Source organism: Micromonospora cynarisoli, from assembly GCF_030518815.1.
In the GTDB taxonomy this organism is placed as follows: Bacteria; Actinomycetota; Actinomycetes; order Mycobacteriales; family Micromonosporaceae; genus Micromonospora; species Micromonospora wenchangensis.
This window is the reverse complement of record NZ_CP130426.1, coordinates 1,460,315-1,482,274: the sequence shown is the minus strand read 5'-3', so window position 1 is coordinate 1,482,274 and position 21,960 is coordinate 1,460,315. Positions and strand designations below refer to the sequence as shown.

The following is a 21,960-nucleotide window of genomic DNA, read 5'->3' as shown; positions in this document are numbered from 1 at the left end:
ACCATTTCCCGATGGCGGGCGTACTGGTGATCGAGGACGACGACCGGATCCGTCTGGCGCTGCTGCTGGCTCTGGAGGACGAGGGCTACCTGGCGCGCGGGGCGGCCACGGCCGAGGAGGGGCTGCGGGCGCAGCGGCAGGACACCGCCGACTACGTCCTGGTCGACCTGATGCTGCCCGGCCTGGACGGGTTCGAGTGCATCAGGCAGTTGCGCCGCGACGACGACGTGCCGATCGTGGTGGTCAGCGCCCGCGACGACACCCACGACATCGTCGCCGCCCTGGAGGCGGGCGCGGACGACTACCTGGTCAAGCCGGTCGCCATCAAGGAACTCTCGGCCCGGTTGCGGGCGCTGCGCCGTCGGGGCCGTACCGCCGTCGCACCGTCGGCGGCGGTTCCGGTGCTGGTCTTCGGCCCGTTGGAGATCAGCCCGGAGGCCGGTGAGGTGCGCCGGTCGGGGCGGCCGGTGCCGGTCACCCGCACCGAGTTCCGGTTGCTCTGCGAGCTGGCCGAGCACGCCGGCCGGGTGTTGTCCCGCCAGCAGCTGCTCAGCCGGGTGTGGGGCTACGAGACCGGCGACGAGCGGCTGGTCGACGTGCACGTGGGCCGGCTGCGGCAGAAGATCGAGGCCGATCCGGCGAACCCCCGGCACCTGGTCACCCTGCGGGGCCTCGGCTACAAGCTGCAACGATGAGGCGGCTCGGCCTGCGGGCCCGGGTCACCGCCGCGTTCGCGGTCGGGGCGCTGCTGCTGTCGGCGCTGATGGCGCTGATCTCGTACGAGCTGGTGCGCCGGTCGCTGCTCGACGAGCGGGAGCGCACGGCGCTGCGGGCGGCGTACTTCGACGCGGCGGTGGTCCGCGCCGGCCTGGACACCGACACCCCTGACGTCTACGAGGTGCTGCGCACGCTGGACACCGGGGGCAGCCGCCGGGCCCTGGTGCACCGCGACGGCCGCTGGTACGCCCGCACCGCCGACGAGGGGCCGTCCGGCGCGGTGCCGGCCGGGCTGATGGCGATGGTCGCCGACGGCGAGCCGGCGGTGCAGCGGGTCCGCGTCGACGGGCAGCCGGCGCTGCTGGTCGGGGTGCCGCTGGCCGACTCGACCGGCTACTACGAGATCACGTCGCTGCGGGAGCTGGAGCAGACCTTCCAGGTGCTGGCGTTGGCGTTGACCGTGGTGGCGGTCACCATCGCCGGCTCGGGCGCGGCGCTGGGCTGGTACGCCACCCGGCACGGGCTGCGGCCGTTGACGGCGGTGGCCGACGCGGCCGAGAAGATCGCGGCGGGGGACGTGACGGCCCGGCTCGCCCCCGGCACCGACCCGGACCTGGCCCGGCTCTCCACCTCGTTCAACCGGATGGCCGACCAGGTCGCGGTCCGCATCGAGCGGGACCGGCGGTTCGCCGCCGACGTCGCCCACGAGCTGCGCTCGCCGTTGCAGACGCTGTCGGCGGCGGCGAGCGTGCTGTCCCGGCGGCGGGACCGGTTGGACGACCGGACGGCCACCGCCGCCGGCCTGGTCAGCGAGGAGATCACCCGGTTCCAGCAGTTGGTCAACGACCTGATCGAGCTGGCCCGCAGCGACCGGCCGGCGCAGCGCGAGGAGGTCGACGTGGTGGCGCTGGCCCACCAGGTGTGCCGGGGGCGGGGCCTGCCCGGGTCGCTGGTGGACGCCGGACCGCCCGCGCCGGGACGTTGGTCGGTCGACCCCCGCCGGCTGGAGCAACTGCTGGTCAACCTGCTGGACAACGCGGTCCGCTACGGCGGCGGCCCGGTCGCGGTGCGGCTGTGGCTCTCCGACGGGACGGGGGTGGTCGAGGTCGACGACGCCGGCCCGGGGGTGCCGGTGGCCGACCGGGAGGTGGTCTTCGACCGGTTCGTCCGGGGGCGGGCCGCGCACGACCGGGCCGGCGGCGACGGGACCGGCCTGGGCCTGGCGCTGGTCGCCCAGCACGCCGCCGCCCACGGTGGACGGGCCAGCGTCTCCGACCGGCCCGGCGGCGGTGCCCGGTTCCGGGTGGAGCTGCCGGGGAGCCGGCCGTGACCCGCCGGTTGGCGTCGACGCTGGTGGCGGTGCTGCTGCTCGCCGGCTGCGGGGTGCCGGCCGACGAGCGGCCCCGGGCGGTCGAACCGCCGTTCGGTCCGCCCGCCGCCCCGGCCGCGAGCAGCGCCCCGGGCCGGGTGGAGCAGGCGTTCTGCCTGGTCCGCGGCGGTCAACTGGTGCGCCTGGTCCGGCAGGTCGACGCGGCCGGCGGGGTGGACGGGCACCTGCGCCGCCTGCTGGCCGGCCCCACCCGGGCCGAGCGGGCGGCAGGCTTCGGCACCGCCCTGCCCGGTGCGGTGCACGTGCTCGGCGCCCGCCTGGTCGACGGGCGGGCCCAGGTGGAGGTCGAGCCGCCGGGGGAGGAGTCCGGTCGCAGCGACGAGGCGCTCGCCTACGGGCAGATCGTCTGCACCCTGGACAGCCGTCCCGACGTCGCCGGCGTGTCGTTCCTGCTGCGCGGCCGACCGCTGGAGGTGCCCCGCGCCGACGGCTCGCTGTCGGCCGGGCCGCTGACCGCCGCCGACTACCCGGCGCTCACCGGCCCGGACTGACGCCCGCGCCGGGCCCGGGGCACGACCAGCGGGGTGCCCGTCTCCGGGTCCTCGACGATCCGGCAGGGCAGCCCGAACACCTCCTCGACGAGGGCGGCGGTGACCACCTCGCGCGGGTCGCCCTGGGCCACCACCCGACCGTCGCGCATGGCGATCAGGTGGGTGGCCCAGCGGGCGGCGTGGTGCAGGTCGTGCAGCACCGCGACCAGGGTGCGGCCCTGCTCCTCGTGCAGCCTGGCGCACAGGTCGAGCACCTCGATCTGGTGTGCGACGTCCAGGTAGGTGGTGGGTTCGTCGAGCAGCAGCAGGGAGGTCTGCTGGGCCAGCGCCATCGCGATCCAGACCCGCTGCCGCTGCCCGCCGGAGAGTTCGTCGACGGGCCGTGTGGCCAGTTCGGTGACGCCGGTGGCGGCCATCGACTCGGCCACCACCCGCTCGTCCTCGGTCGACCACTGCCGCAGCAGCCCCTGGTGCGGGTAGCGGCCCCGGGCGACCAGGTCGGCCACGGTGATGCCCTCCGGCGCGACCGACGACTGCGGCAGCAGGCCGAGGGTGCGGGCCACCTCCCGGGACCGCATCGTGTGGATGTCCCGGCCGTCGAGCAGCACGGTGCCGGCGGTCGGCCGCAGCGTCCGCGCCAGGGCCCGCAGCAGGGTGGACTTGCCGCAGGCGTTGGGGCCGATCACCACCGTGAACGACCGGTCGGGCACGGCCACCGTCAGGTCCCGGGCCACCACCCGCCGCTCGTAGGCCAGGGTCATCCCGACCCCGCCGAGTCGACTCGTCACCGCGTCCTCCTCAGATCCGTGCCGCGCGACGGCGCGCGGCGAGCAGCCACACCAGGTAGGTCCCGCCGATCAAGCCGGTGACCACCCCGACGGGAAGCTGGTGGCCCTCGATGGTCCGCTGGGCGGCCAGGTCGGCGGCGAGCAGCAGCACCGCCCCGGTGCCGGTGGCGGCGGCCAGGTTCGGTCCGGGTGCCCGGGTGAGGCGGCGGGCCAGGTGCGGCGCGACCAGGGCCACGAAGGACACCGGGCCGGCGGCGGCAGCCGCCCCGGCGGCGAGCAGCACCGCCGCGCCGAGCAGCAGCTGCCGTACCAGCGACACCGGCACGCCGAGCGCGGTGGCGGTGTCGTCGCCCAGTTCGATCAGGGACAGCGCGCGGGCGGTGCCGGCCACCACCGGCGTCAGCAGCGCCAGCAGGCCGAGCAGCGGGACGGCCTGCGCCCAGTCCCGCCCGTCGAGGCTGCCGGTGAGCCAGAGCACGGCCCGCGCCGCGTCCATCAGCGGGGCCCGGGTGAGCAGCCATCCGTTGACGCCGGTGAGGATCGCCGTGGTGCCGATGCCGACCAGCACCAGCCGGTAGCCGTGCACGCCGTGCCGGCCGGCCACCGTCCACAGCAGCAGGCCGGTGGCGAGGCCGCCGAGCAGCGCCGCGCCGGACAGCAGCAGGGTGCCACCACCGGCCACCACCACGATCAGCGCGCCTGTCGACGCGCCCTGGGTGACGCCGAGCACGTCGGGACTGCCCAGTGGGTTGCGGACCAGCGACTGGAGGATCGCGCCGGACAGCGCCAGGGCGGCACCGACGCCGAGCGCGGTCACCAGCCGGGGCAGCCGCAGCTCGCCGACGATGAAGTTCTCGGCGACGCTGCCGCCGCCGGTCAGCGTGCGCAGCACGTCGGCGGTGCTCATCGGATAGTCGCCGCCACCGATCGCGAGCACCCCGAGGACGACGGCCAGGGCGACGGCGACGAGCCCGACGGTCACGCTCCGGCCGTGCCAGCGTACCGAGCGGGTGCCGATGCGGATCGCCCGTGCCAGCGGCCGGGGCGGTGGGGCGGCGGGGCGGGTGCGGCTCACCGGCGGGCCACCAGACGCAGGAACAGCGGCCCGCCGAGCACGGCGGTGACCAGGCCGACCTGAAGTTCCCCGGGTCGGCCGAGGACCCGGCCGAGCACGTCGGCACCGAGCAGCAGCACCGGGGCGAGCACCACCGCGTACGGCAGCAGCCAGCGCAGGTCCGGGCCGGTCAGCGCGCGTACCAGGTGGGGGACGAGGAGGCCGACGAAGACGATCGGGCCGCAGGCGGCGGTGGCCGCGCCGCAGAGCAGGGTGACCGCGGTGACCGTACCGGCCCGGATGAGGGCGGGACTGGCGCCCAGCGCGCGGGCCGCGTCGTCGCCGAGGGCCAGGGCGTTGAGCGGGCGGGCCCCGGCCAGCCCGACCAGCAGGCCGGCCAGGATGAACGGGGCCACCGTGGCGACGGTGGTGAAGTCGGCGGTAGCCAGTGAGCCGACCGTCCAGAACCGCAGCCGGTCCAGCGAGGCCGCGTCGAGCAGCATCACGGCGCTGACGAACGAGTAGAGCACCGCGTTGAGGGCGGCCCCGGCCAACGCGAGCCGTTCCGGGGTGGCCTGTCGGCCGCCGCCGACGGCGTGCACCGCGACCGTGACGATCACCGCTCCGAGCAGGGCGAACCAGATCCAGCCCCGTACCGTGGCGACGCCGAGCAGGGCGGTGGCGGTGGCCACGGCGGCGGACGCGCCGGCGTTGATGCCGAGCAGGCCCGGGTCGGCGAGCGGGTTGCGGGTGAGCGCCTGCATCAGGGCGCCGGCCACGCCGAGGGCCGCGCCGGCGAGCAACCCGAGCAGCGTGCGCGGCAGCCGCATCTGCTGCACCACCGCGTACTCGGGGGAGGTGTCGGAGACCAGGCCGTGCCAGACCTCGACGAGGGTGAGCTGTTTCGCGCCGACGGCGATGCTGAGGACCGTCACGGCGACGAGCAGCAGCAGGCCCGTGCCGAGCCCGGCGGCCCGGACGCCGACGCGCCGGCGGGTCGGCGTCGTGCCGGGTGCGGCGGCGGGTGGGGAGAGGGTGGCGGACAGGGTCGGCTCCTGGGGGACGAGAGCGGCGCACGCCGGGTTGACAGTGATTTAGGTTAGGTTAACCTCACCCTGCCGTCGCGGATCGTCACGGTCCGGGCCTGATCGAAAGACGTCGCATGTTGCCTTCCTCGCCCTCACCCCGCCTGTCCCGCCGGGGGCTGCTCGCCGCCGGTGGCGGTGCGGCCCTGACCGCCCTCCTCGCCGCCTGCGGCGGGGGCGACGACCCGGCGAAGCCCGCCGGGAACGGCCCGGCCGGTCCGTGGAGTTTCACCGACGACCGTCAGCGCAAGGTCGAGGCGGCCACCGCGCCGACCCGGGTGGTCGCCTTCACCGGGGTGGCCGCCGCGCTCGTCGATTTCGGACTCGACTCCGCGCTCGTCGGGGTGTTCGGCGAGACCACCCGCACCGACGGCTCCCGCGAGCCGCAGGCCGGTGACCTCGACGTCGACAAGGTCACCGTGCTCGGCAACGTCTGGGGCGAGTTCAACGTGGAGAAGTACGCCGCGCTGCGCCCCGAGCTGCTGGTCACCCACATGTACGACCCGGACGCCCTCTGGTACGTCCCGGACGAGAGCCGTGACAAGATCCTCCAGCTCGCGCCGAGCGTGGCGATCGCCACCGCGCGGACCCCGATGACCCGCCCGATCGAGCGGTACGCCGAACTGGCCCGCTCGCTCGGCGCGGACCTGTCGGCCGCGAAGGTCACCGCCGCCAAGACCCGCTTCGAGGCTGCCGCCGAGCAGGTGCGGGCGGCGGTCAAGGCCAACCCGGGCATCCGGGTGATGGCCTCCTCGGGCAGCCCCGACCTGTTCTACGTCTCCAACCCGAAGGTCAGCACCGACCTGATGTACTTCGCCGAGCTGGGCGTGGACATCGTGGTGCCCACCAAGCTGGAGGCCGGCGACTACTTCGAGGCGCTGAGCTGGGAGAACGCCGGCAAGTTCCCGGCCGATCTGATCCTGCTGGACAACCGTTCCACCGCCTTGCAGCCCAAGGACCTCGCGGCCAAGCCCACCTGGGCGCAGCTCCCGGCGGTCAGGGCCAACCAGGTGACCCCGTGGGACGCGGTGCCCCGCTTCTCGTACGCGGGCGCGGCCCCGCTGCTGGAGAACCTGGCGACCGCGATCCGCTCCGCCAAGCGCCTCGGCTGACCGGCGGCGGACGGCGGTGTCGCCGGACACCGTCGTCCCCGCCGGGTCTTCAGCGGCCCCCCTCACCGCCCGGTGCGCCAGCCGCCGGGGGGCGAGGGGGACGGCGATCGACGGTTCAGGCCGCTTCGACGGTACGCGCACGCCGCGCGGGTCGGCCGGGCTGCTCCCGCACGGTGCGTCGGTCGTCGACGACGCCCGTCGTCACGTCGCCGGCCATGGCCAGCGCCCGGTGGGCGTTGCGTGCGGCGTCGCAGGGCCACTCCTGGTGTTCGCAGAGCAGATTGTCGCAACGCCCGCCCTGGTCGGGATGGTGCGCGTCGATCACATCGAGGGCCATCCGCCACAGGAGCGGATCGGTCACCCCGGCGGGAACGGCGGCTCGGGTATGTCGCTGCGGGCGGTCGGTGTCGGACACGGTCTCCCCCTTTGTCGGTACCGAAGAAGAGTCTCCACCCCGTGCGCAAGCGAAACCAACAGCCCCGGGTGGGGATGACCACCGCCACGCTGCGGAACTGTCCGACGGCGTGACCGTTCGTGCCCCCATTCCGGGTAAATCCGTGTGCTGCGTTCGCAGGAAAAAGACGGTGGCTGCCGGCGGGTCGACCGGGGCAGGATGCGGGGATGCTGTTGATCGTCCCCGCCGACCCGCTGCGTCCCCGTCGACCGGACCCGCACTTCGCGGCGGAGGCGCAGGCCGCCCGGGAGGCCGGTCACCCGGTCGCCGTCGTCGACCACGACGCCCTCGCGGCGGGCCGGGACGTCACCCGGGCGGTCGCCGGCGTGCCCGCCGCCGACGACGCGGTCTACCGGGGCTGGATGCTCTCCGCCACCGGGTACGCGGGCTTCGCCGGGGCGCTGCGCGCCCGGCAGGTCACCCTGCGCACCGACCCCGACCGGTACCGGCGGGCCCACGAACTGCCCGGGTGGTACGCCACGGCGGCGGCGCTCACCCCGGAGTCCCGCTGGACGGTCGGCGTCGACCGGACCGACTTCGACCGGGTCCGTACCGCGCTGGGCAGCGGTCCGGCGGTGCTGCGGGACTGGACCAAATCCGCCAAGCACCACTGGCACGAGGCGTGTTTCGTGCCGGAGCTGGCCGACGGCGACGCCGCCTGGCGGGTCGCGACCCGGCTGTGCGAACTGCGTGACGACGACGTCGCCGGTGGTTTCGTGCTGCGCCGCTTCGAACCCCTCTCCGGCGTCGAGATCCGCACCTGGTGGGTCGACGGCCGGTGCGTGCTCACCGGCCCGCACCCGGACACCCCGACGGAACTGCCCGACGTGCCGGTGGACCTCGGGCCGCTGGCCGCCGTGGTGACGGCGCTCGACCTGCCCTTCGTCACCGCCGACCTGGCGTGGCGGGCCGACGGCCGGTGGCGGCTGGTGGAGATCGGCGACGGTCAGGTCAGCGACCGCCCGTCCACGATGGCCCCGCAGGCCCTGATCGCCGCCCTCGGCTGAGCCGGATCGGCGCGGCTCCCGGCCCGTCGGCCGGTGGGCGGCCGGCCCAGCCGGTGGTGATCAGCAGCAGGGCGGCGAGGTAGGTGGTCATCACCCACAGCCCGTGGCCGGGCAGCCGGACGCCCGTCGCCTCGACCCCGATCAGCAGGTCGGACAGGAGGAACAGCGCGCCGCCGGCGGCCACCCGCCGGGACACCCCCCAGCCGGCGGCGGCCATCAGGGTCAACGCCAGGCTGTAGCCGAGCACCGGCAGCCGCAGGTCACCCAGCCGGGCCCCGAGCAGCGCGTTCGCCGCCGCCCACAGGGCCAGGTAGCCGGTCACCGCCAGCCCGGGTGGCCGCCGGTGCCGCAGGAACGCGGTCAGGAAGGCCAACTGGGTGCCGAGAAAGCAGCCCATCCCGAGCAGGAACGCGCTGCTGCCGGGCACCAGCAACGCCACGTCACCGGCGGTCGCGCAGACCAGCCCGGTCGCCACCGGGTCCCACCGCCGGCGTACGGCGAGCAGCCAGCCGAGCAGCAGCGGGGCGAGCAGTGGCTTGGCCGCCCACTGCACGGCCGGCGCGTCGAGGGCGACCCCGGTCAGCTCGACGACGGCGGCCAGCGCGAACAACCCGAGCCAGCGTCGGCCCGCCGCCCCGGCCGGTCGTGGCGACCGGGTCTGCTGCGGGTCGGGTCGCCGGGCGGCGCGGGGGCTGCTCATCGGGCGGGCTGCCAGCCGGGACGGCCGAGGACGTGCCCGAGCCGGTGCCGCCACGAGCCGGCCCGTCGGACGTCGGCCCAGATCGCGGCGTACTCGTGGGTGGCCACCCGCAGCGGGTTGTAGGTGCCGATGTTCGTCGTCAGCCCGTACCGGACGGCGGTGTCCTCCGGCGCGAAGCTGCCGAAGAGGCGGTCCCAGACGATCAGGATGCCGCCGTAGTTGCGGTCCAGGTACTCGCGGTTCGCGCCGTGGTGCACCCGGTGGTGCGACGGGGTGTTGAAGACCCACTCGACCGGCCGGGGCAGCCTGTCGATCCGTTCGGTGTGCAGGAAGAACTGGTACAGCAGGCTGACCGACTGCTGTAGGAAGATCATCCAGGGTGGGATGCCGAGCAGCGCCAGCGGCAGCCAGAACGGCAGCGAGGTCATCGGCGTCCAGCTCTGCCGCAGCGCGGTGGAGAGGTTGAAGTGGGTGCTGGAGTGGTGCACCACGTGGCTGGCCCAGAACAGGCGTACCTCGTGGTGGGTGCGGTGGAACCAGTAGTACGCCAGGTCGTCGGCGACGAACAGCAGCACCCAGGTCCCGACGCTGGTGGGGGAGAGCTGCACCGGCGCGACGGTCCACAACGCGACGTAGAGCCCGACGGTGAGCAGTTTCCACGGGAAGCCGATCAGTTGGCTGCCGGCGCCCATGGTGAGGCTGGTGGTGGTGTCCCGCAGCTCGTAGCCGCGTTCGTCGTCGTCCGGCGCGAACCGGTACGACCACGCCTCGACGGCGATGAGCAGCAGGAACGCCGGTACGGCGTAGAGCACGGCGGGGATCATGCGCGACGTTCCCTTCCGGGGGACGGGCGACGGTGGTGGACGCCCGGGACGGGTCGGCGGGTGGGGTGGTGCGGGTCGACCGGTGGGGGGGGGCGACGCTCAGCCGGTCGGGCTGGTGAGGGACGCGGTGAGCAGGGTGTGCGCCTCGGTGGCGGCGTCGTCGCCGCGGCCGTCGGCGATCGCGGCGGCCAGCCGGCGGTGCCCGGCGACGTCCAGCAGTTCGGCCGCGCGTCGGGCCGGCGGCACCTCACCGACGGCCAGCGCCCCGGCCACCAGGCTGTTGAAGGACAGCAGGTAGGCGGTGTTGCCGCTGCCGGTGACGATGTGCCGCCACAGGGCGATGTTCGCCTCGGCCATCGCGGCCAGGTCCGGGGCGAGCGCGGCGAACCCCTCCACGGTGTCGACGACGACCCGGCGTACCGCCCCGGTGGCCCGGACGGCGCAGTGTTGGGCCGCGTCGACCCCGACGCAGGCACGCATCTCCAGCATGTCCCGGACCAGGTTCTCCACCGGCAGCACGTCGCCGGACTGGGCGAGGGACAGGGCCAGGTCGAGGCCGGCGTGCACCCGCCAGTCCAGCACCCGGGTGACGCCGCCCTGGCTGATCCGCAGCAGCCCGAGTTGCTGGAGCCGGCGCAGCGCCTCCCGCACGGCGTGCCGGTTGACGGCGAACGCGGCGGCGAGCTCGCGTTCGCCGGGCAGCGGGTCACCCGGGCGGTGCCGTCCGCTGACGATGCCGTCGCGGAGCTGGCCGAACACGTGGTCGGAGACGGAGCTGCGGGGTGCCGGGACGAAGGTCACGGCAGCAGTCTGGCGGCGTACAGGTCAACTCGTCAACTGGTTGGACCAGTCGTGGGAAAGAGACGGCGGCCGGGTCCCGTCGACCCGACCGCCGTCCCGATGCCACTCAGGCCCGGCCCGCGCTTCTGACGGCGCTCAGGCCCGGCCGCGCTCCCGGCGGTAGCGGCGGATCAGCGCCGCCGTGGAGGAGTCCACGTCGGCCAGGTCCGGCGCGTCCCCGGTCAGCTTCGGGGCGAGCTGGTTGGCCATCACCTTGCCCAGCTCCACCCCCCACTGGTCGAACGGGTTGATGTCCCAGACCGCGCCGCAGGTGAACACGATGTGCTCGTACAGCGCGATGAGCTGGCCCAGCGTCGACGGGGTGAGCTTCGGCGCGATGATCGAGGTGGTCGGGTGGTTGCCCGGCATCACCCGGTGCGGCACCACCTCGGCGGGCGTGCCCTCCGCCTCGACCTGCTCCTTCGTCCGGCCGAAGGCCAGCGCGGCGGTCTGCGCGAAGAAGTTCGACATGAACAGGTCGTGCATCTCGCCCAGGTCGTGGTTGGGTTGGCTGAACGCGATGAAGTCGGCCGGGATCAGCACGGTGCCCTGGTGGATGAGCTGGTAGAAGGCGTGCTGACCGTTGGTGCCCGGCTCGCCCCAGAAGATCTCCCCGGTCGGATGGTCCACCGGCGTGCCGTCCAGGGTCACCGACTTGCCGTTGCTCTCCATGGTGAGCTGTTGCAGGTACGCCGGGAACCGGTGCAGGTACTGCGAGTAGGGCAGCACCGCGTGGGTCTGCGCGCCGAGGAAGTCGACGTACCACACGTTGATCAGCCCCAGCAGCGCCGGCAGGTTCCGCTCCACCGGCGCGGTGCGGAAGTGCTCGTCGACGGCGTGGTAGCCGGCCAGCAGCTCGCGGAACCGGTCCGGCCCGACGGCCAGCATCACCGACAGCCCGACCGCCGACGGCAGCGAGTACCGGCCACCCACCCAGTCCCAGAAGCCGAACATGTTCTCCGGGTCGATGCCGAAGTCGGCCACCCGGCCCGCGTTGGTGCTCACCGCCACGAAGTGCTTCGCGATCGCCGCGTCGTCGTCGGCGTCCAGGCCCGACAGCAGCCAGGTCTTGGCCTGCTCGGCGTTGGCCAGCGTCTCCTGCGTGGAGAAGGTCTTCGACACCACCACGAACAGGGTGGTCGCCGGGTCGAGGTCGTGGGTCTTGTCGTGGATGTCGGTCGGGTCGATGTTGGAGACGAACCGGCAGCTGATCCCGCCGTCCCGGTACGCCTTGAGCGCCTCGTACGCCATCACCGGGCCGAGGTCGGAGCCGCCGATGCCGATGTTGACCACCGTGCTGATCCGTTCGCCGGTGTGCCCGCGCCACTGCCCGGAGCGGACCCGCTCGCTGAACGCGGCCATCCGGTCCAGCACCCGGTGCACGTCGGCGACCACGTCCTGACCGTCGACGGTCAGCGCGGCGTCGCGCGGCAGCCGCAGCGCGGTGTGCAGCACGGCCCGGTCCTCGGTGGAGTTGATGTGCTCCCCGGCGAACATGGCGGCGATCCGGTCGGTCAGCCCGACCCGCCCGGCCAGCGCGGTGAGCAGCCCGACCGTCTCGTCGGTGACGAGGTTCTTGCTGTAGTCGACGTGCAGGTCGGCGACCTCGCCGGTAAGCCGCTCACCCCGTTGCCGGTCGGCCGCGAACAGCTCCCGCAGGTGGGTGCCGCGCATCGTCTCGGCGTGCTTGCGCAGCGCCTGCCATTCGTCGGTCGTGGTCACACTCGCAGCCATCGGGTCGATCTTCTCCTTCATGACGGTCGTCGGCGCGTGGTGCCGCCGACGGTTCGTGCCCCAGCCTGCCACCCGGGGCGTGGCCATGCGACGCGACCCGGCGCGGCGGGCCGCCCGCCGGCGGCTGTCGAAAGGTTTCGAGGATCCGTCCGCCATCGGATCGGCCGCGTTGCCTGTGCTGGTCGAGGCCGTTCCCGCCGGGGGCGGGCCACCTGCGGCGACGATCGGGGATCGACATTCGTTGAACTTTCGGAGATGTTTCGATAGCGTCACGCGGGTAACCCCTCGACCTCTGCGGTGACGGTCGAGCGACGGCACAGGCTGGCGTGGCCTCCGGGCGACCATGCCGCCTCCCCGGGCCGGTCACCGCACTCGGGCGACAGGCCGGGGCGGTGCACCCCCTCACCGTTGTGGAAAGGCGTCTGCCATGAACCATGTCTCCGCCCGCGGCAGCGGGCGTCGGACACCAGCACGGCTGCGTGCCGCCCTGGTCTCGATCGCCAGCGGCGTGGTCGCCGTCGGCACCACCGTCGCCCTCGCCTCCAGCGCCAGCGCCGGCACCACCCTCGGTGCCGCCGCGGCCGAGACCGGCCGCTACTTCGGCACCGCGGTGGCGGTGAACAAGCTCTCCGACTCCGTCTACGTCGGCATCCTGAACCGCGAGTTCAACATGGTGACCGCCGAGAACGAGATGAAGTGGGACGCCACCGAGCCCAACCAGAACCAGTTCAACTACACCAGCGGCGACCGGCTGGTCAGCCACGCCCAGGCCAACGGGATGCGGGTCCGCGGTCACGCGCTGGCCTGGCACCAGCAGCAGCCGGGCTGGGCGCAGAGCATGTCCGGCACCGCCCTGCGCAACGCCATGCTCAACCACGTCACCCAGGTCGCCACCCACTACCGGGGCAAGATCTACGCGTGGGACGTGGTGAACGAGGCGTTCGCCGACGGTGGCAGTGGTGGGCGTCGTGACTCGAACCTGCAGCGCACCGGTAACGACTGGATCGAGGCGGCGTTCCGGGCCGCCCGTGCCGCCGACCCGGGCGCGAAGCTGTGCTACAACGACTACAACACCGACGGGCAGAACGCGAAGAGCAACGGCGTGTACGCCATGGTCCAGGACTTCAAGGCCCGGGGCGTGCCGATCGACTGCGTCGGCTTCCAGTCGCACTTCAACAGCCAGTCGCCGGTGCCGTCGGACTACCAGGCCAACCTCCAGCGCTTCGTCAACCTCGGCGTCGAGGTGCAGATCACCGAGCTGGACATCGAGGGCTCCGGCAGTTCCCAGGCCGACAGCTACTCCCGGGTGGTCAGGGCCTGCCTGGCGATCTCCCGCTGCACCGGCATCACCGTGTGGGGCATCCGGGACACCGACTCCTGGCGGGCCAGCGGCACTCCGCTGCTCTTCGACGGCAACGGCAACAAGAAGGCCGCGTACACCTCCACGCTGAACGCGCTCAACGCCGGCGGCACCACCGTCCCGCCGACCACGCCGCCGCCGACCACCACCCCGCCACCCACGACGACCCCGCCCCCGCCCACCACGACCCCGCCGCCCACGACCACCCCGCCGCCGACCACGACCCCGCCGGCCGGTGACGGCGACTGCACCGCGTCGGTGTCGTTGAACTCCTGGCCCGGCGGTTTCGTGGCCACCGTCAAAGTCACCGCCGGCCCGGCCGGGCTCAACGGGTGGGTGGTCAACCTGACCCTGCCGTCGGGCGCCACCGTCACCAACGCGTGGAGCGCGCAGAACACCGGCACCTCCGGTGACGTCAGCTTCCGCAACGTCAGCTACAACAGCACCGTCGGTGCGGGGGCCAGCACCGAGTTCGGTTTCCAGGGCACCGGCAACGGTCCCACCGGCACGGCGACCTGCGCCCGCGCCTGACCGGACACCTACCCCACCCCGACGCGGCGACCGTCGCGTCGGGGTGGTCCGGCCGCCCGTCGCACCCGGGCGGCCGACCCGATCCACGCGGCGGGGGTGGCCCCGTCGCCCGTCGACGCCGGGCACCCACCGGCCGGCGGGTGCCGGGCAGTCCTGCGGTCGGCGGTCCCGCCGCGTGGCGGGCCGGCCGGACGGCGGGCGGGTCAGACCGCCGTCACCGGATGCCGGACCACCCCGTCGAAGAGGTACCCGAGGTCGTTGACCTCGGCCCGGTCGGGCTGGCCGCGGCCGGTCACGTCCACCGCGCGGGCCCGCAGCGTCCACCTGCCGGGTGCCGGCGGACACCAGCGCGTCGACCACCGTTGCCAGGGCCCGCCCCGGTCCGCCCCGACCAGCGTGGCGGGACGCCACCCGTCGCCCGTGTCGACCTCCACCCGGTCGATCGGGCCGGCCCCGGACCAGGACCGGCCGGTCAGCGTGGTCTCGACACCCGCGGTCAGCCGGGCGTCCCAGGGCAGCTCGAACGCGCTCTTGACCGACTGGGTGTCGGCCGGCCCGCCGTCGGCCGGCCGGCCTGGGCCGAACATCCGGTAGAGGCTGGTGTTCCACGGGGAGAACAGCGGGGTGGTGGAGACCTCGATCGCGCCGACCCACTTGATCGAGGAGATGCCGATCCAGCCGGGCACCACCACGCGGACCGGGAAACCGTGGTCCGCCGGCAGCGGCGCCCCGTTCATCTCGTACGCGAGCAGCACGTCGTCGAGGGCCTTGCCGATCGGCAGCGGACGACGGACCCGCCCGAGGTCGACACCCCCGGTGACGTACGGCGGGTCCAGACCCTCCGGCATCACGTCCACCGCGTCGGCGGTCAACCCGGCGTGCCGGAGCACGGTGGCCAGCGGCACCCCGCGCCAGCGGGCCACCCCGACGCCGCCGAGCCGCCACTGCACCCCGGAGACCGGGGTGTCCTGCTGGCTGGCGAAGAAGTGCCGCCCGTTGCCGGCGCACTCGACCAGGGCGGGCAGTTCGACGGCGGGCATCGCGCGCAGGGTGGCGTAGTCGACCTCGACCGGGGCGTGGCGGGTCGGGGCACCGCGTAGGCCGTCGCCGTGCAGCCGCAGCCGCCACGTGCCGGCGTCGATGCGCGGGGTGTGGGTGTGGTTGCGTACGAAGAACCTGTCGTTCGGCACCACGTAGCCCTGCCCGGCCATCGCCTCCCAGCGCAGCTCGGCGTTGCCGTCCAACGCGGTGAGCAGCGCGGGGTCGAGCGGCTTGACGATGCCCGGGTCCACCCCGACCGGCTCGGCGGCGAGCGCGACCGGCTCCCGTCCGTCGTCGGCGGCGAGGGCGCTCATCGCCGTGCCCAGGGCGATCAGCTCGGCGCGGGACACCCCGGGGTCCCGGGCCTGGCCGGCCAGCCACTGCCGGGCCCGGCGGGCGTCGTGGTCTGCTTCGTCGTACGACACAACGGTGGACACCTGGGGCTCCTTCGGCTCGGCGACGGTAACTCCTATTGAATCAGTAGGAGTTGCCCGCCGGGCAGGACCACTGGTCGACCGGGGCCGGGGCCATTCGGTCAGATCGCCGCAGCCAGCGTCACCACCCCCGCCGCCACCAGCACCCCGGCCCACAGCCGGTCCACGTTGAACCAGGCCCGGCGCAGCACCCCGACCCCCAGCACCTCGTACACCACCACCGCGACGGTCAGCGCGACGCCCAGCATCGCCACGGTGTGCACCCCGGCCGCGAGCAGTCCGGTGAGCGCGCCGGCCGGTGCCGCCGCCAGGTGCCCGGCGTGCCCGCCGGTCGGCGGGTCGGCCAGCAGCACCGGCAGCAGCATCAACCCGGCGCCGTGCGCCGAGGACATCAGGAACGACCAGCCGGCGACCTGCGCCGTCGACAGCCGCATCCCGGCCCAGCGGAAGTGCCGCCGCGAGAGCAGCCGCCACAGCCCGAACCCGACCAGCACCGCCCCGCCGGTCACCGTCAGCGCGGTGCTGGCGGTGACCGAGCGGGTGGCGGTGACCAGCGCGGCGACCACCGCCACCGAGGCCAGGTGACCCGCCACGACCGGGGGCAGTGCGGCCAGCAGCGCCGCCCGGCGACGCTCCTGCAACCCCCGGGCGACCGCGAAGAGCCACCCCATCGCCGGGTTCAGCCCGTGGAACGCGCCGAGCGCCGCCACCGCCAGCAGGGTCCGCCCGGTCACGGGAAGCAGTACGAGTCGGAGCTGGCGTCGCCGCCCTGCAACCGGGTCTGGTGCACCCGCAGCCCCCGGAACTGGTCGCCGTGCGGGAAGAACCGCTCGTCCGGGGTGAGCCCGCCGTGCTCCGGGTCGACGTCCAGCTTGGCCAGCCAGGCGCCCACCCCGTCGGGATAGAACTGGTCGTCCCAGGCGCCGTAGAGCGAGTTGCTGACGTAGACCCGCCGGCCGTCCCGGCTGACCTCCACCATCTGCGGGCCGCCGGCGAGCGGCTCGTCCGGGGCGGCCGGGTGGGCGGTCCGGGCCACGATGCCGCCGAGCCGCACCGAGCCGACCAGCACCGGGTGGAACGGGTCGCTGACGTCGTACCGGCGCAGCTCGCCGGTGCCCCAGCAGGAGACGTAGAGGAACTTGTCGTCCACCGACAGGTCGATGTCGGTGACCAGCGGGGGCACCGCGCCGAACGGCTTGAGCAGGTCGGGCAGGTCCGCCGGGTCGGCCGGCTCGGCGGGGATGTCGATCACCCGGGTCACCGCCCACGGTGCGTCCGCGCCGTCACCGTCGCGGTGCCACAGCCAGACCGACGCCGACAGGTCCTCGACGCTGATCACCACCCCGACGAAGCCGTACGACCGGGTCGGGTCGTGCGCGGGGCGCAGCTCCAGCGGCATCTGGTACTGGTCGCCGAGGTCGACCCGCTGCACGTGCCGGCGTTTGGCGAGGTCCCAGAAGTGGATCGCGTGCCCGTACTTCCGCCCCAGCAGCAGCTCGCCGACGATGCCGTCCTCGATCATCGACGGGGTGCCCCACTCGCTGGTGACCAGCACGTCCTGGGTGAGGTGCCACCACACGTCGTACGCCAGGAACTGCGGGCCCCGGTCGGCCTCCCAGGCCCCCCGGACGGCGAAGGTGGTGTGGTCGAGCACGGCGATGCCGCCCGGACCCTCGGCACCGTCGACGCCGCCGAGCGCCGACAGGTAGATGCCGTCGGGGCCGCAGTGCACGGTGTGCGGGCGGGAGTAGCCGGACTTCTCGGCCAGCTCCTGCCCGCCGATCACCTTCACCAGGTGCGGGGCGCGCGGGTCCGGCCGGGTGTCGAACACGTGGATGCGCGACGAGCGCAGCCCCGGCACGATCAGGTAGCGCCGCTCGACGTGCGGGTGCGGAGCGGTCGGGCAGAGCGCGCTGCTGCACGCGTTCCACCCGAAGTGGTGCAGCTCGTCACCGGTGTGCGGCAGGTCGGTCCAGCCGACGACCCGGCCGTAGTCGGCGGACTCCGGGTCGGTGTCGAGCACGACGATCGCGTCGGGCCGCTGCGCCGTACGGTCGAAAGCGGCGACGTAGGCCAGCTTCTCGACGGGCGCGGTCGCCGCCTCACGGGGGGAGGGGTAGAAACTCGGGTCGGGTGTCCAGCGGGTCATGTCATCTCCGGGGTCAGACGGCGGGTACGCCGAGGCGGTCGAGCAGCCGGCGACGCAACGCGCCAAAGGCGGGCTGCTCGCGACGCCGGGGAGGTCGGCGGCGCGCAGTAACCTACCAAGCCGATAGGTTTTATGGGTAGCCTGTCGCGGTCGTCGTCCCATCCCTCAGGAGGCCCCCGATATCGCTGACGCCTGACCGGCGGCCGGCTGCTGCTCAACGTGGTCACCGGCGGGGAGTCCGCCGAGCAGCGCGCCTACGGCGACTTCCTCGACAAGGACGCCCGTACCGACGAGTTGGTCCGGGGCGGGGCCGGCACCGCCCTGGTGGGCGGCCACACCGAGGTCGCCGACCGGATCGCCGAGTACCACGCGCTCGGCATCGACGAGTTCATCCTCTCCGGCCACCCGCACGTTCGCCCCGCAGCCCACTTGGGTCTGACCCGGCACCTCCGGCCGGGCGCGGCGGGTCAGCGCCGGCCGGCGAGGAAGTCGGCCAGCACCCGGGTGTGGGTGGAGAACGCCAGCTCGACCGGCTCGGTGAGGACCAGCCACTCGGTGGCCTCCTCGGTCGGCGTCGACGCAGGGAGCTGCGTGGCCGGCCGCTCCGGCAGCACTCCGAAGATCATCATGGTGCCGCCGTGCGGGGCGCCGTGCACCGCGAACAGCCGGGCCCGCTGTGCCTCGTCGACCAGCCCCGTCTCCTCGCGCAGCTCCCGGACCAGCGCCTCGGACCACTCCTCGCCATACTCGACGAAGCCGCCGGGCAGGGCGAGCAGGCCCCGGGCCGGTTCGATGTCCCGGCGCACCACCACCAGCCCGAGCCCGGCGTCGGTCCGGACCGGCAGCAGCGCCACCGCGACCGGGGTGGGGTTGCGCCACACCGTCTGGCCGCAGGCCGTGCAGAGCCGGGGCCAGCCGGCGTCCGGCGGATAGGCCGCCCCGCAGTAGTGACAGTGCGTGTGCGGCAGGACGGTCATGCCGCGGCACGTTACCGCCCCCGGGCCGCCCGGCTCAGGGCAGGTCCGCCGTCGGCCCGGAGCCGGGCGGCCCGCCGTCGCGCAGGATCTCGCGGGCCTCCATCAGGGCGAAGCCGAGCAGGTTGAGCCCGCGCCAGCGGGCCGGATCCTCGGCGCGCGGGTCGTCGGCGGCCAGCCCGACCCCCCACACCCGGTCGACCGGGCTCGCCTCCACCAGCACCCGGTCCCCGGTGCCGAGCAGGTATGCCCGCAGGTCGGCGTGCTGGCCGAACTTGGCCAGGCTGCCGGCCAGCACGACGGCGTACCGCTCGGCCTCCCACACCGCCGGGTCGAACCGGCGCACCTCCCGGCCGACCGCCTTGGCCTGCTGCGGGTGGTCGGCGGCGAGCACCCGCTCCCCGGCCTCGGCGTCGTCGAACAGCAGCGCCTTGCGCCACATCATCCAGTGCTCGGCGGTGGGGAAGCGCCGCCCGTCGACGGTGAACGACGCCGGCCACCACTGGCTCAGGCAGCTGCGGCCGACGGTGCCGTCCCGCTGCGGCCGGTGCCCCCAGAAGCAGAGGTAGCGCACCCGCTGCCCGGCGCGGTGCAGGGCGAGGACGTCATCGGCGCGGCGCATCGACATGCCGCCCAGTGTCGCTGCCGACGCCGACAACCCGCACCCGGGTTTCTCGCCGGGACCGGTGCGGGTGCCGGGGTCAGGCCGACGGCGTGCCGGTGTAGGCGGCGATGGTGCGGGCGGCGGCGGCCCGTGCGGCCTGCGGTTCGGTGCCGCCGGCGATGTCGGCCTCGGCCCACGCCTCGCCGCTGAGCGTCATGAAGCGTCGCCCGTCCGCCGAGCCGATCCACGCGGCTGCCTGGTCGGGGGTGACGCCCCCACCGTCGGCGTCGAGGTGGCTGGCCAGGCCGAGCAGGCCGGAGTCCCAGCCGACGCCGACCGCGCCGGGGCCGTACTCGGTCCACCGCTGGTCGTCGACGTGGGCGACGTGTTCCAGGGTGAACCGGGTCCGCTCGTCGCCCTCCGGGGTGAGGCGGACCTCGATCCAGCTGGTCTCGTCGCCCATCTCCCAGGTGGCGGCGAAGCTCTTCGGCGGGTCGCAGCGCTGCACCACGCCACCGGCGTTGCCCTCGAACTGGTAGCGGCCGTGCAGCCGTAGGTCGCCGGAGACCGGCAGGAACCAGCGCGGGATGCGCTCGGCGTTGGTGCAGGCGTCCCAGAGGTCGTCAAGCGTCGTCGGGTACGTCTGGCTGATGGTCAGCACGCGCGCCTCACCCGCTTCGAGGGTGCGGCTGCCCACGGTGCGTCGTACGGCGCTGATCTGGTGGCTGGTCTCGATCATGAGGTGCTCCGGTGCTCGGTCGGGTCGTCCGTCGTGGTGTGCGCCCGCCGTTCGCGCCGACCCCTGGCGATCTCCGTGGCCAGGGCGTCCAGGGCCGGCGTCCAGAACCGGCGGAACCCCTCCAGCCACTGGTCGACCTCCCGCAGTGGGGCGGGATCGACCGCGTAGAGCCGACGGGCGCCCTGCGGGCGGACCGTGGCGAACCCGTTGTCTCGCAGCACCTTGAGGTGCTGCGAGACGGCGGGCTGGGTGATCCCGAACTCCTCCTGGATCACCGCGCAGACCCCACCGGCGCTCCGCTCACCCTGCGCGAGCAGTTCGAGGATGCGCCGGCGTACCGGGTCGCCGAGGACGTCGAAGGCGTGCACGGTCCCCTTTGTATCAGGCATCACTTATATAAGCAATCAGCCAAGTCGAGCGGCGACGGCGGAGCGCAGTTCGGGCAACCGGTCGTGCAGGAGGCCGGGACACTGGGTGCTGGCGAAGTCCTTGTGACCGTAGATCTGGCTGGCCGGGATGCCGTACTGCTGGCAGGTGAACGCACAGAACACCACCAGGCTGTCCCAGAGCGCCTGCGGCGGCTGCACGTCGACGTAGATCCCGTCGTTCTCGATGCCGATGGCCTGGCTGTTCTGCCCCACGCAGTGCGCGCCCTGCACCATCGTCCGGCCGTGCAGCAGCGCGTACAGGCTGCCGTGCCGGCCCTCGGTGAGCTGGCCGCCCCGGCTGTTGGTGAAGTGCTGACCGGAGTCCAGCCAGCCGTTGCCGTCCATGTGCAGGTCCTGGATCTCCCGCGAGTTGGCGTACGCGTGGGCCAGGCTGTAGTCGTCGGAGTTCGGGAACGCCGTGTGGTGCACGATGATCTTGTTGGGGCGGTTCTCGACCACGCTCACCGGCGACGACGGCGGCCGGGCCCCCCAGGTGGCACAGTTGGCGATCACCGGCTGGTCGACCCGGCCGAGGGCGGTGGTCGGGGTGCTGCCGGTGGTCAGCGGGGTGACGGGGGAGGCGGCGGCTCCGCCGGGCAGAGCCGGCGCGAGCGCTCCGGCGGTGCCGAGCAGGACCGCGCCGCGCAGCACGCTGCGCCGGGACACGGGTACGGACATGACGGGCTCCTCGGGTGCTCCGGGGCGATCGGGGCGGGCGGGCTCAGCAGGTGCCGTTGCAGGCCAGCACCCGCAGCCGGTCGAGGGTGCCGTTCCAGACGTTCTGGTCGCCCGGGAAGGTGCCCGACGACGCCCACTGCCAGAAGGAGTACGTGGCCCAGCCGGCCGGCAGCGTGCCCACCGTGCCGGCGTACCGGGCGAGCCAGAGCGGGTTGGTGGCGGCGAAGCCGCTGTAGTTGCCGGTGCAGGTGGTCCACCAGTCGGTGGTGGTGTAGATCGTCGCCCAGCGCCCGGTGCGGGCGTAGTACTGGTTGACGAAGGAGGCGATCCAGGTGCGCATCGCGCTCTGGCTCAGCCCGTAGCAGGTCGCGCCGTACGGGTTGTACTCGATGTCGAGCGCGCCGGGCAGCGTCCGGCCGTCCTTCGACCAGCCGCCGCCGTGGTCGACGAAGTAGTTGGCCTGGGTCGCGCCGGTCGTGGTGTCCGGCCGGGCGAAGTGGTATGAACCCCGGATCATGCCGACGTTGTACGACCCGTTGTACTGCTGGGCGAAGTACGGGTTGGTGTAGTAGGTGCCCTCGGTGGCCTTCACGTAGGCGAACCGGGCGCCGTTGGTCCAGGCGGCGGACCAGTTGACGTTGCCCTGGTAGCTGGAGACGTCCATGCCGGGCAGGCCGGCCGGGGCGGCGGCGGCCGGGGTGACGACGCCGAGGGTGGCGGCGGCGACCATGGTGGCGGTCGCCAGCAGCGTGCCCGTGAGCGCACGGAGACGGTTCATCTTTCCTCCCTGGGGGATGCCGCGTGGTCGCGGCGGGAGCGACGAAAG

Annotated in this window: 23 protein-coding genes and 1 pseudogene; 7 read left to right on the top strand and 17 right to left on the bottom strand. The window is 73.9% G+C overall.

Annotated elements, in window-relative coordinates; genetic code table 11:
• Window positions 1-11 precede the first annotated feature (11 nt).
• Genes Q2K16_RS06265 through Q2K16_RS06255 form a run of 3 tightly spaced genes read left to right on the top strand, consistent with a single transcriptional unit; the run spans window position 12 to window position 2,598 of the window.
• Window positions 12-695, top strand: a complete 684-nt coding sequence (locus tag Q2K16_RS06265; RefSeq protein ID WP_145919702.1) for a response regulator transcription factor — start codon at window positions 12-14, stop codon at window positions 693-695.
• Window positions 692-2,047, top strand: a complete 1,356-nt coding sequence (locus Q2K16_RS06260) for a sensor histidine kinase (protein ID WP_302744087.1) — start codon at window positions 692-694, stop codon at window positions 2,045-2,047. The genes Q2K16_RS06265 and Q2K16_RS06260 overlap by 4 nt, the downstream gene beginning before the upstream one ends.
• Window positions 2,044-2,598, top strand: coding sequence for a GerMN domain-containing protein (locus tag Q2K16_RS06255; RefSeq protein WP_302744086.1), 555 nt, complete (start codon window positions 2,044-2,046; stop codon window positions 2,596-2,598). Before Q2K16_RS06260 ends, Q2K16_RS06255 begins: the two co-directional genes overlap by 4 nt.
• Here the strand turns inward: Q2K16_RS06255 and Q2K16_RS06250 are convergent.
• Genes Q2K16_RS06250 through Q2K16_RS06240 form a run of 3 tightly spaced genes read right to left on the bottom strand, consistent with a single transcriptional unit; the run spans window position 2,571 to window position 5,534 of the window.
• A complete protein-coding gene (locus Q2K16_RS06250) occupies window positions 2,571-3,359 on the bottom strand; it encodes an ABC transporter ATP-binding protein (RefSeq protein WP_302746392.1) in 789 nt (262 codons plus the stop codon). The two genes, Q2K16_RS06255 and Q2K16_RS06250, sit on opposite strands and share 28 nt — an antisense overlap.
• A 37-nt stretch (window positions 3,360-3,396) precedes the next feature.
• On the bottom strand, window positions 3,397-4,422 hold the full coding sequence (locus tag Q2K16_RS06245) for a FecCD family ABC transporter permease (RefSeq protein ID WP_302746391.1): 1,026 nt from the start codon (window positions 4,420-4,422) through the stop codon (window positions 3,397-3,399).
• A 35-nt stretch (window positions 4,423-4,457) separates the two neighbouring features.
• On the bottom strand, window positions 4,458-5,534 hold the full coding sequence (locus tag Q2K16_RS06240) for a FecCD family ABC transporter permease (protein ID WP_489671902.1): 1,077 nt from the start codon (window positions 5,532-5,534) through the stop codon (window positions 4,458-4,460).
• A 68-nt stretch (window positions 5,535-5,602) separates the two neighbouring features.
• On the opposite strand from Q2K16_RS06240, the gene Q2K16_RS06235 reads away from it, so the two are divergent.
• Window positions 5,603-6,637, top strand: a complete 1,035-nt coding sequence (locus tag Q2K16_RS06235; RefSeq protein ID WP_302744085.1) for an ABC transporter substrate-binding protein — start codon at window positions 5,603-5,605, stop codon at window positions 6,635-6,637.
• Between the two features lie 115 nt (window positions 6,638-6,752).
• Here Q2K16_RS06235 and Q2K16_RS06230 read toward each other — a convergent pair whose 3' ends face one another.
• Window positions 6,753-7,052 carry a hypothetical protein gene (locus Q2K16_RS06230; RefSeq protein WP_489671855.1) on the bottom strand — a complete coding sequence of 100 codons (300 nt, stop codon included), beginning with the start codon at window positions 7,050-7,052 and terminating at the stop codon, window positions 6,753-6,755.
• Between the two features lie 206 nt (window positions 7,053-7,258).
• On the opposite strand from Q2K16_RS06230, the gene Q2K16_RS06225 reads away from it, so the two are divergent.
• On the top strand, window positions 7,259-8,098 hold the full coding sequence (locus Q2K16_RS06225; RefSeq protein ID WP_302744084.1) for an ATP-grasp domain-containing protein: 840 nt from the start codon (window positions 7,259-7,261) through the stop codon (window positions 8,096-8,098).
• Here Q2K16_RS06225 and Q2K16_RS06220 read toward each other — a convergent pair.
• The 4 genes from Q2K16_RS06220 to pgi form a co-directional block, all read right to left on the bottom strand.
• Window positions 8,043-8,798 carry a lysoplasmalogenase gene (locus Q2K16_RS06220; RefSeq protein WP_302744083.1) on the bottom strand — a complete coding sequence of 252 codons (756 nt, stop codon included), beginning with the start codon at window positions 8,796-8,798 and terminating at the stop codon, window positions 8,043-8,045. The two genes, Q2K16_RS06225 and Q2K16_RS06220, sit on opposite strands and share 56 nt — an antisense overlap.
• Window positions 8,795-9,622 carry a sterol desaturase family protein gene (locus Q2K16_RS06215; RefSeq protein WP_204923012.1) on the bottom strand — a complete coding sequence of 276 codons (828 nt, stop codon included), beginning with the start codon at window positions 9,620-9,622 and terminating at the stop codon, window positions 8,795-8,797. Before Q2K16_RS06215 ends, Q2K16_RS06220 begins: the two co-directional genes overlap by 4 nt.
• Before the next feature lie 99 nt (window positions 9,623-9,721).
• Entirely contained in the window at window positions 9,722-10,423 is a 702-nt protein-coding gene (locus tag Q2K16_RS06210) for a FadR/GntR family transcriptional regulator (protein ID WP_302744081.1), read from the bottom strand.
• Window positions 10,424-10,558: 135 nt separating this feature from the next.
• Window positions 10,559-12,196 carry a glucose-6-phosphate isomerase gene (pgi, locus tag Q2K16_RS06205; RefSeq protein WP_302744080.1) on the bottom strand — a complete coding sequence of 546 codons (1,638 nt, stop codon included), beginning with the start codon at window positions 12,194-12,196 and terminating at the stop codon, window positions 10,559-10,561.
• Between the two features lie 427 nt (window positions 12,197-12,623).
• Between pgi and Q2K16_RS06200 the strand changes: the two genes are divergently transcribed.
• Window positions 12,624-14,087 carry a glycoside hydrolase family 10 protein gene (locus tag Q2K16_RS06200; protein ID WP_302744079.1) on the top strand — a complete coding sequence of 488 codons (1,464 nt, stop codon included), beginning with the start codon at window positions 12,624-12,626 and terminating at the stop codon, window positions 14,085-14,087.
• A 203-nt stretch (window positions 14,088-14,290) separates the two neighbouring features.
• Here Q2K16_RS06200 and Q2K16_RS06195 read toward each other — a convergent pair whose 3' ends face one another.
• The 3 genes from Q2K16_RS06195 to Q2K16_RS06185 form a co-directional block, all read right to left on the bottom strand.
• A complete protein-coding gene (locus Q2K16_RS06195) occupies window positions 14,291-15,565 on the bottom strand; it encodes a sulfite oxidase (RefSeq protein ID WP_302744078.1) in 1,275 nt (424 codons plus the stop codon).
• 98 nt (window positions 15,566-15,663) lie between these two features.
• Window positions 15,664-16,296, bottom strand: a complete 633-nt coding sequence (locus tag Q2K16_RS06190) for a hypothetical protein (RefSeq protein ID WP_302744077.1) — start codon at window positions 16,294-16,296, stop codon at window positions 15,664-15,666.
• Window positions 16,293-17,711, bottom strand: a complete 1,419-nt coding sequence (locus Q2K16_RS06185; RefSeq protein WP_302744076.1) for a selenium-binding protein SBP56-related protein — start codon at window positions 17,709-17,711, stop codon at window positions 16,293-16,295. The genes Q2K16_RS06190 and Q2K16_RS06185 overlap by 4 nt, the downstream gene beginning before the upstream one ends.
• Before the next feature lie 294 nt (window positions 17,712-18,005).
• On the opposite strand from Q2K16_RS06185, the pseudogene Q2K16_RS06180 reads away from it, so the two are divergent.
• Window positions 18,006-18,146 (top strand): annotated as a pseudogene (locus Q2K16_RS06180) (LLM class flavin-dependent oxidoreductase); the annotation flags it as partial.
• Window positions 18,147-18,178: 32 nt separating this feature from the next.
• Here the strand turns inward: Q2K16_RS06180 and Q2K16_RS06175 are convergent.
• The 6 genes from Q2K16_RS06175 to Q2K16_RS06150 all read right to left on the bottom strand — a co-directional run bounded on the left by Q2K16_RS06175 (window position 18,179) and on the right by Q2K16_RS06150 (window position 21,912).
• A complete protein-coding gene (locus Q2K16_RS06175) occupies window positions 18,179-18,688 on the bottom strand; it encodes an NUDIX domain-containing protein (RefSeq protein WP_302744075.1) in 510 nt (169 codons plus the stop codon).
• Between the two features lie 34 nt (window positions 18,689-18,722).
• Entirely contained in the window at window positions 18,723-19,313 is a 591-nt protein-coding gene (gene ybiA / locus Q2K16_RS06170) for a riboflavin biosynthesis intermediates N-glycosidase (protein WP_302744074.1), read from the bottom strand.
• Between the two features lie 73 nt (window positions 19,314-19,386).
• Window positions 19,387-20,028 carry an SRPBCC family protein gene (locus Q2K16_RS06165; RefSeq protein WP_302744073.1) on the bottom strand — a complete coding sequence of 214 codons (642 nt, stop codon included), beginning with the start codon at window positions 20,026-20,028 and terminating at the stop codon, window positions 19,387-19,389.
• Window positions 20,025-20,396, bottom strand: a complete 372-nt coding sequence (locus tag Q2K16_RS06160) for an ArsR/SmtB family transcription factor (RefSeq protein ID WP_145919723.1) — start codon at window positions 20,394-20,396, stop codon at window positions 20,025-20,027. The genes Q2K16_RS06165 and Q2K16_RS06160 overlap by 4 nt, the downstream gene beginning before the upstream one ends.
• 36 nt (window positions 20,397-20,432) lie before the next feature.
• A complete protein-coding gene (locus Q2K16_RS06155; protein ID WP_302744072.1) occupies window positions 20,433-21,134 on the bottom strand; it encodes a peptidoglycan recognition protein family protein in 702 nt (233 codons plus the stop codon).
• Between the two features lie 43 nt (window positions 21,135-21,177).
• Window positions 21,178-21,912, bottom strand: coding sequence for a lysozyme (locus Q2K16_RS06150; RefSeq protein ID WP_302744071.1), 735 nt, complete (start codon window positions 21,910-21,912; stop codon window positions 21,178-21,180).
• Between the last annotated feature and the right edge of the window lie 48 nt (window positions 21,913-21,960).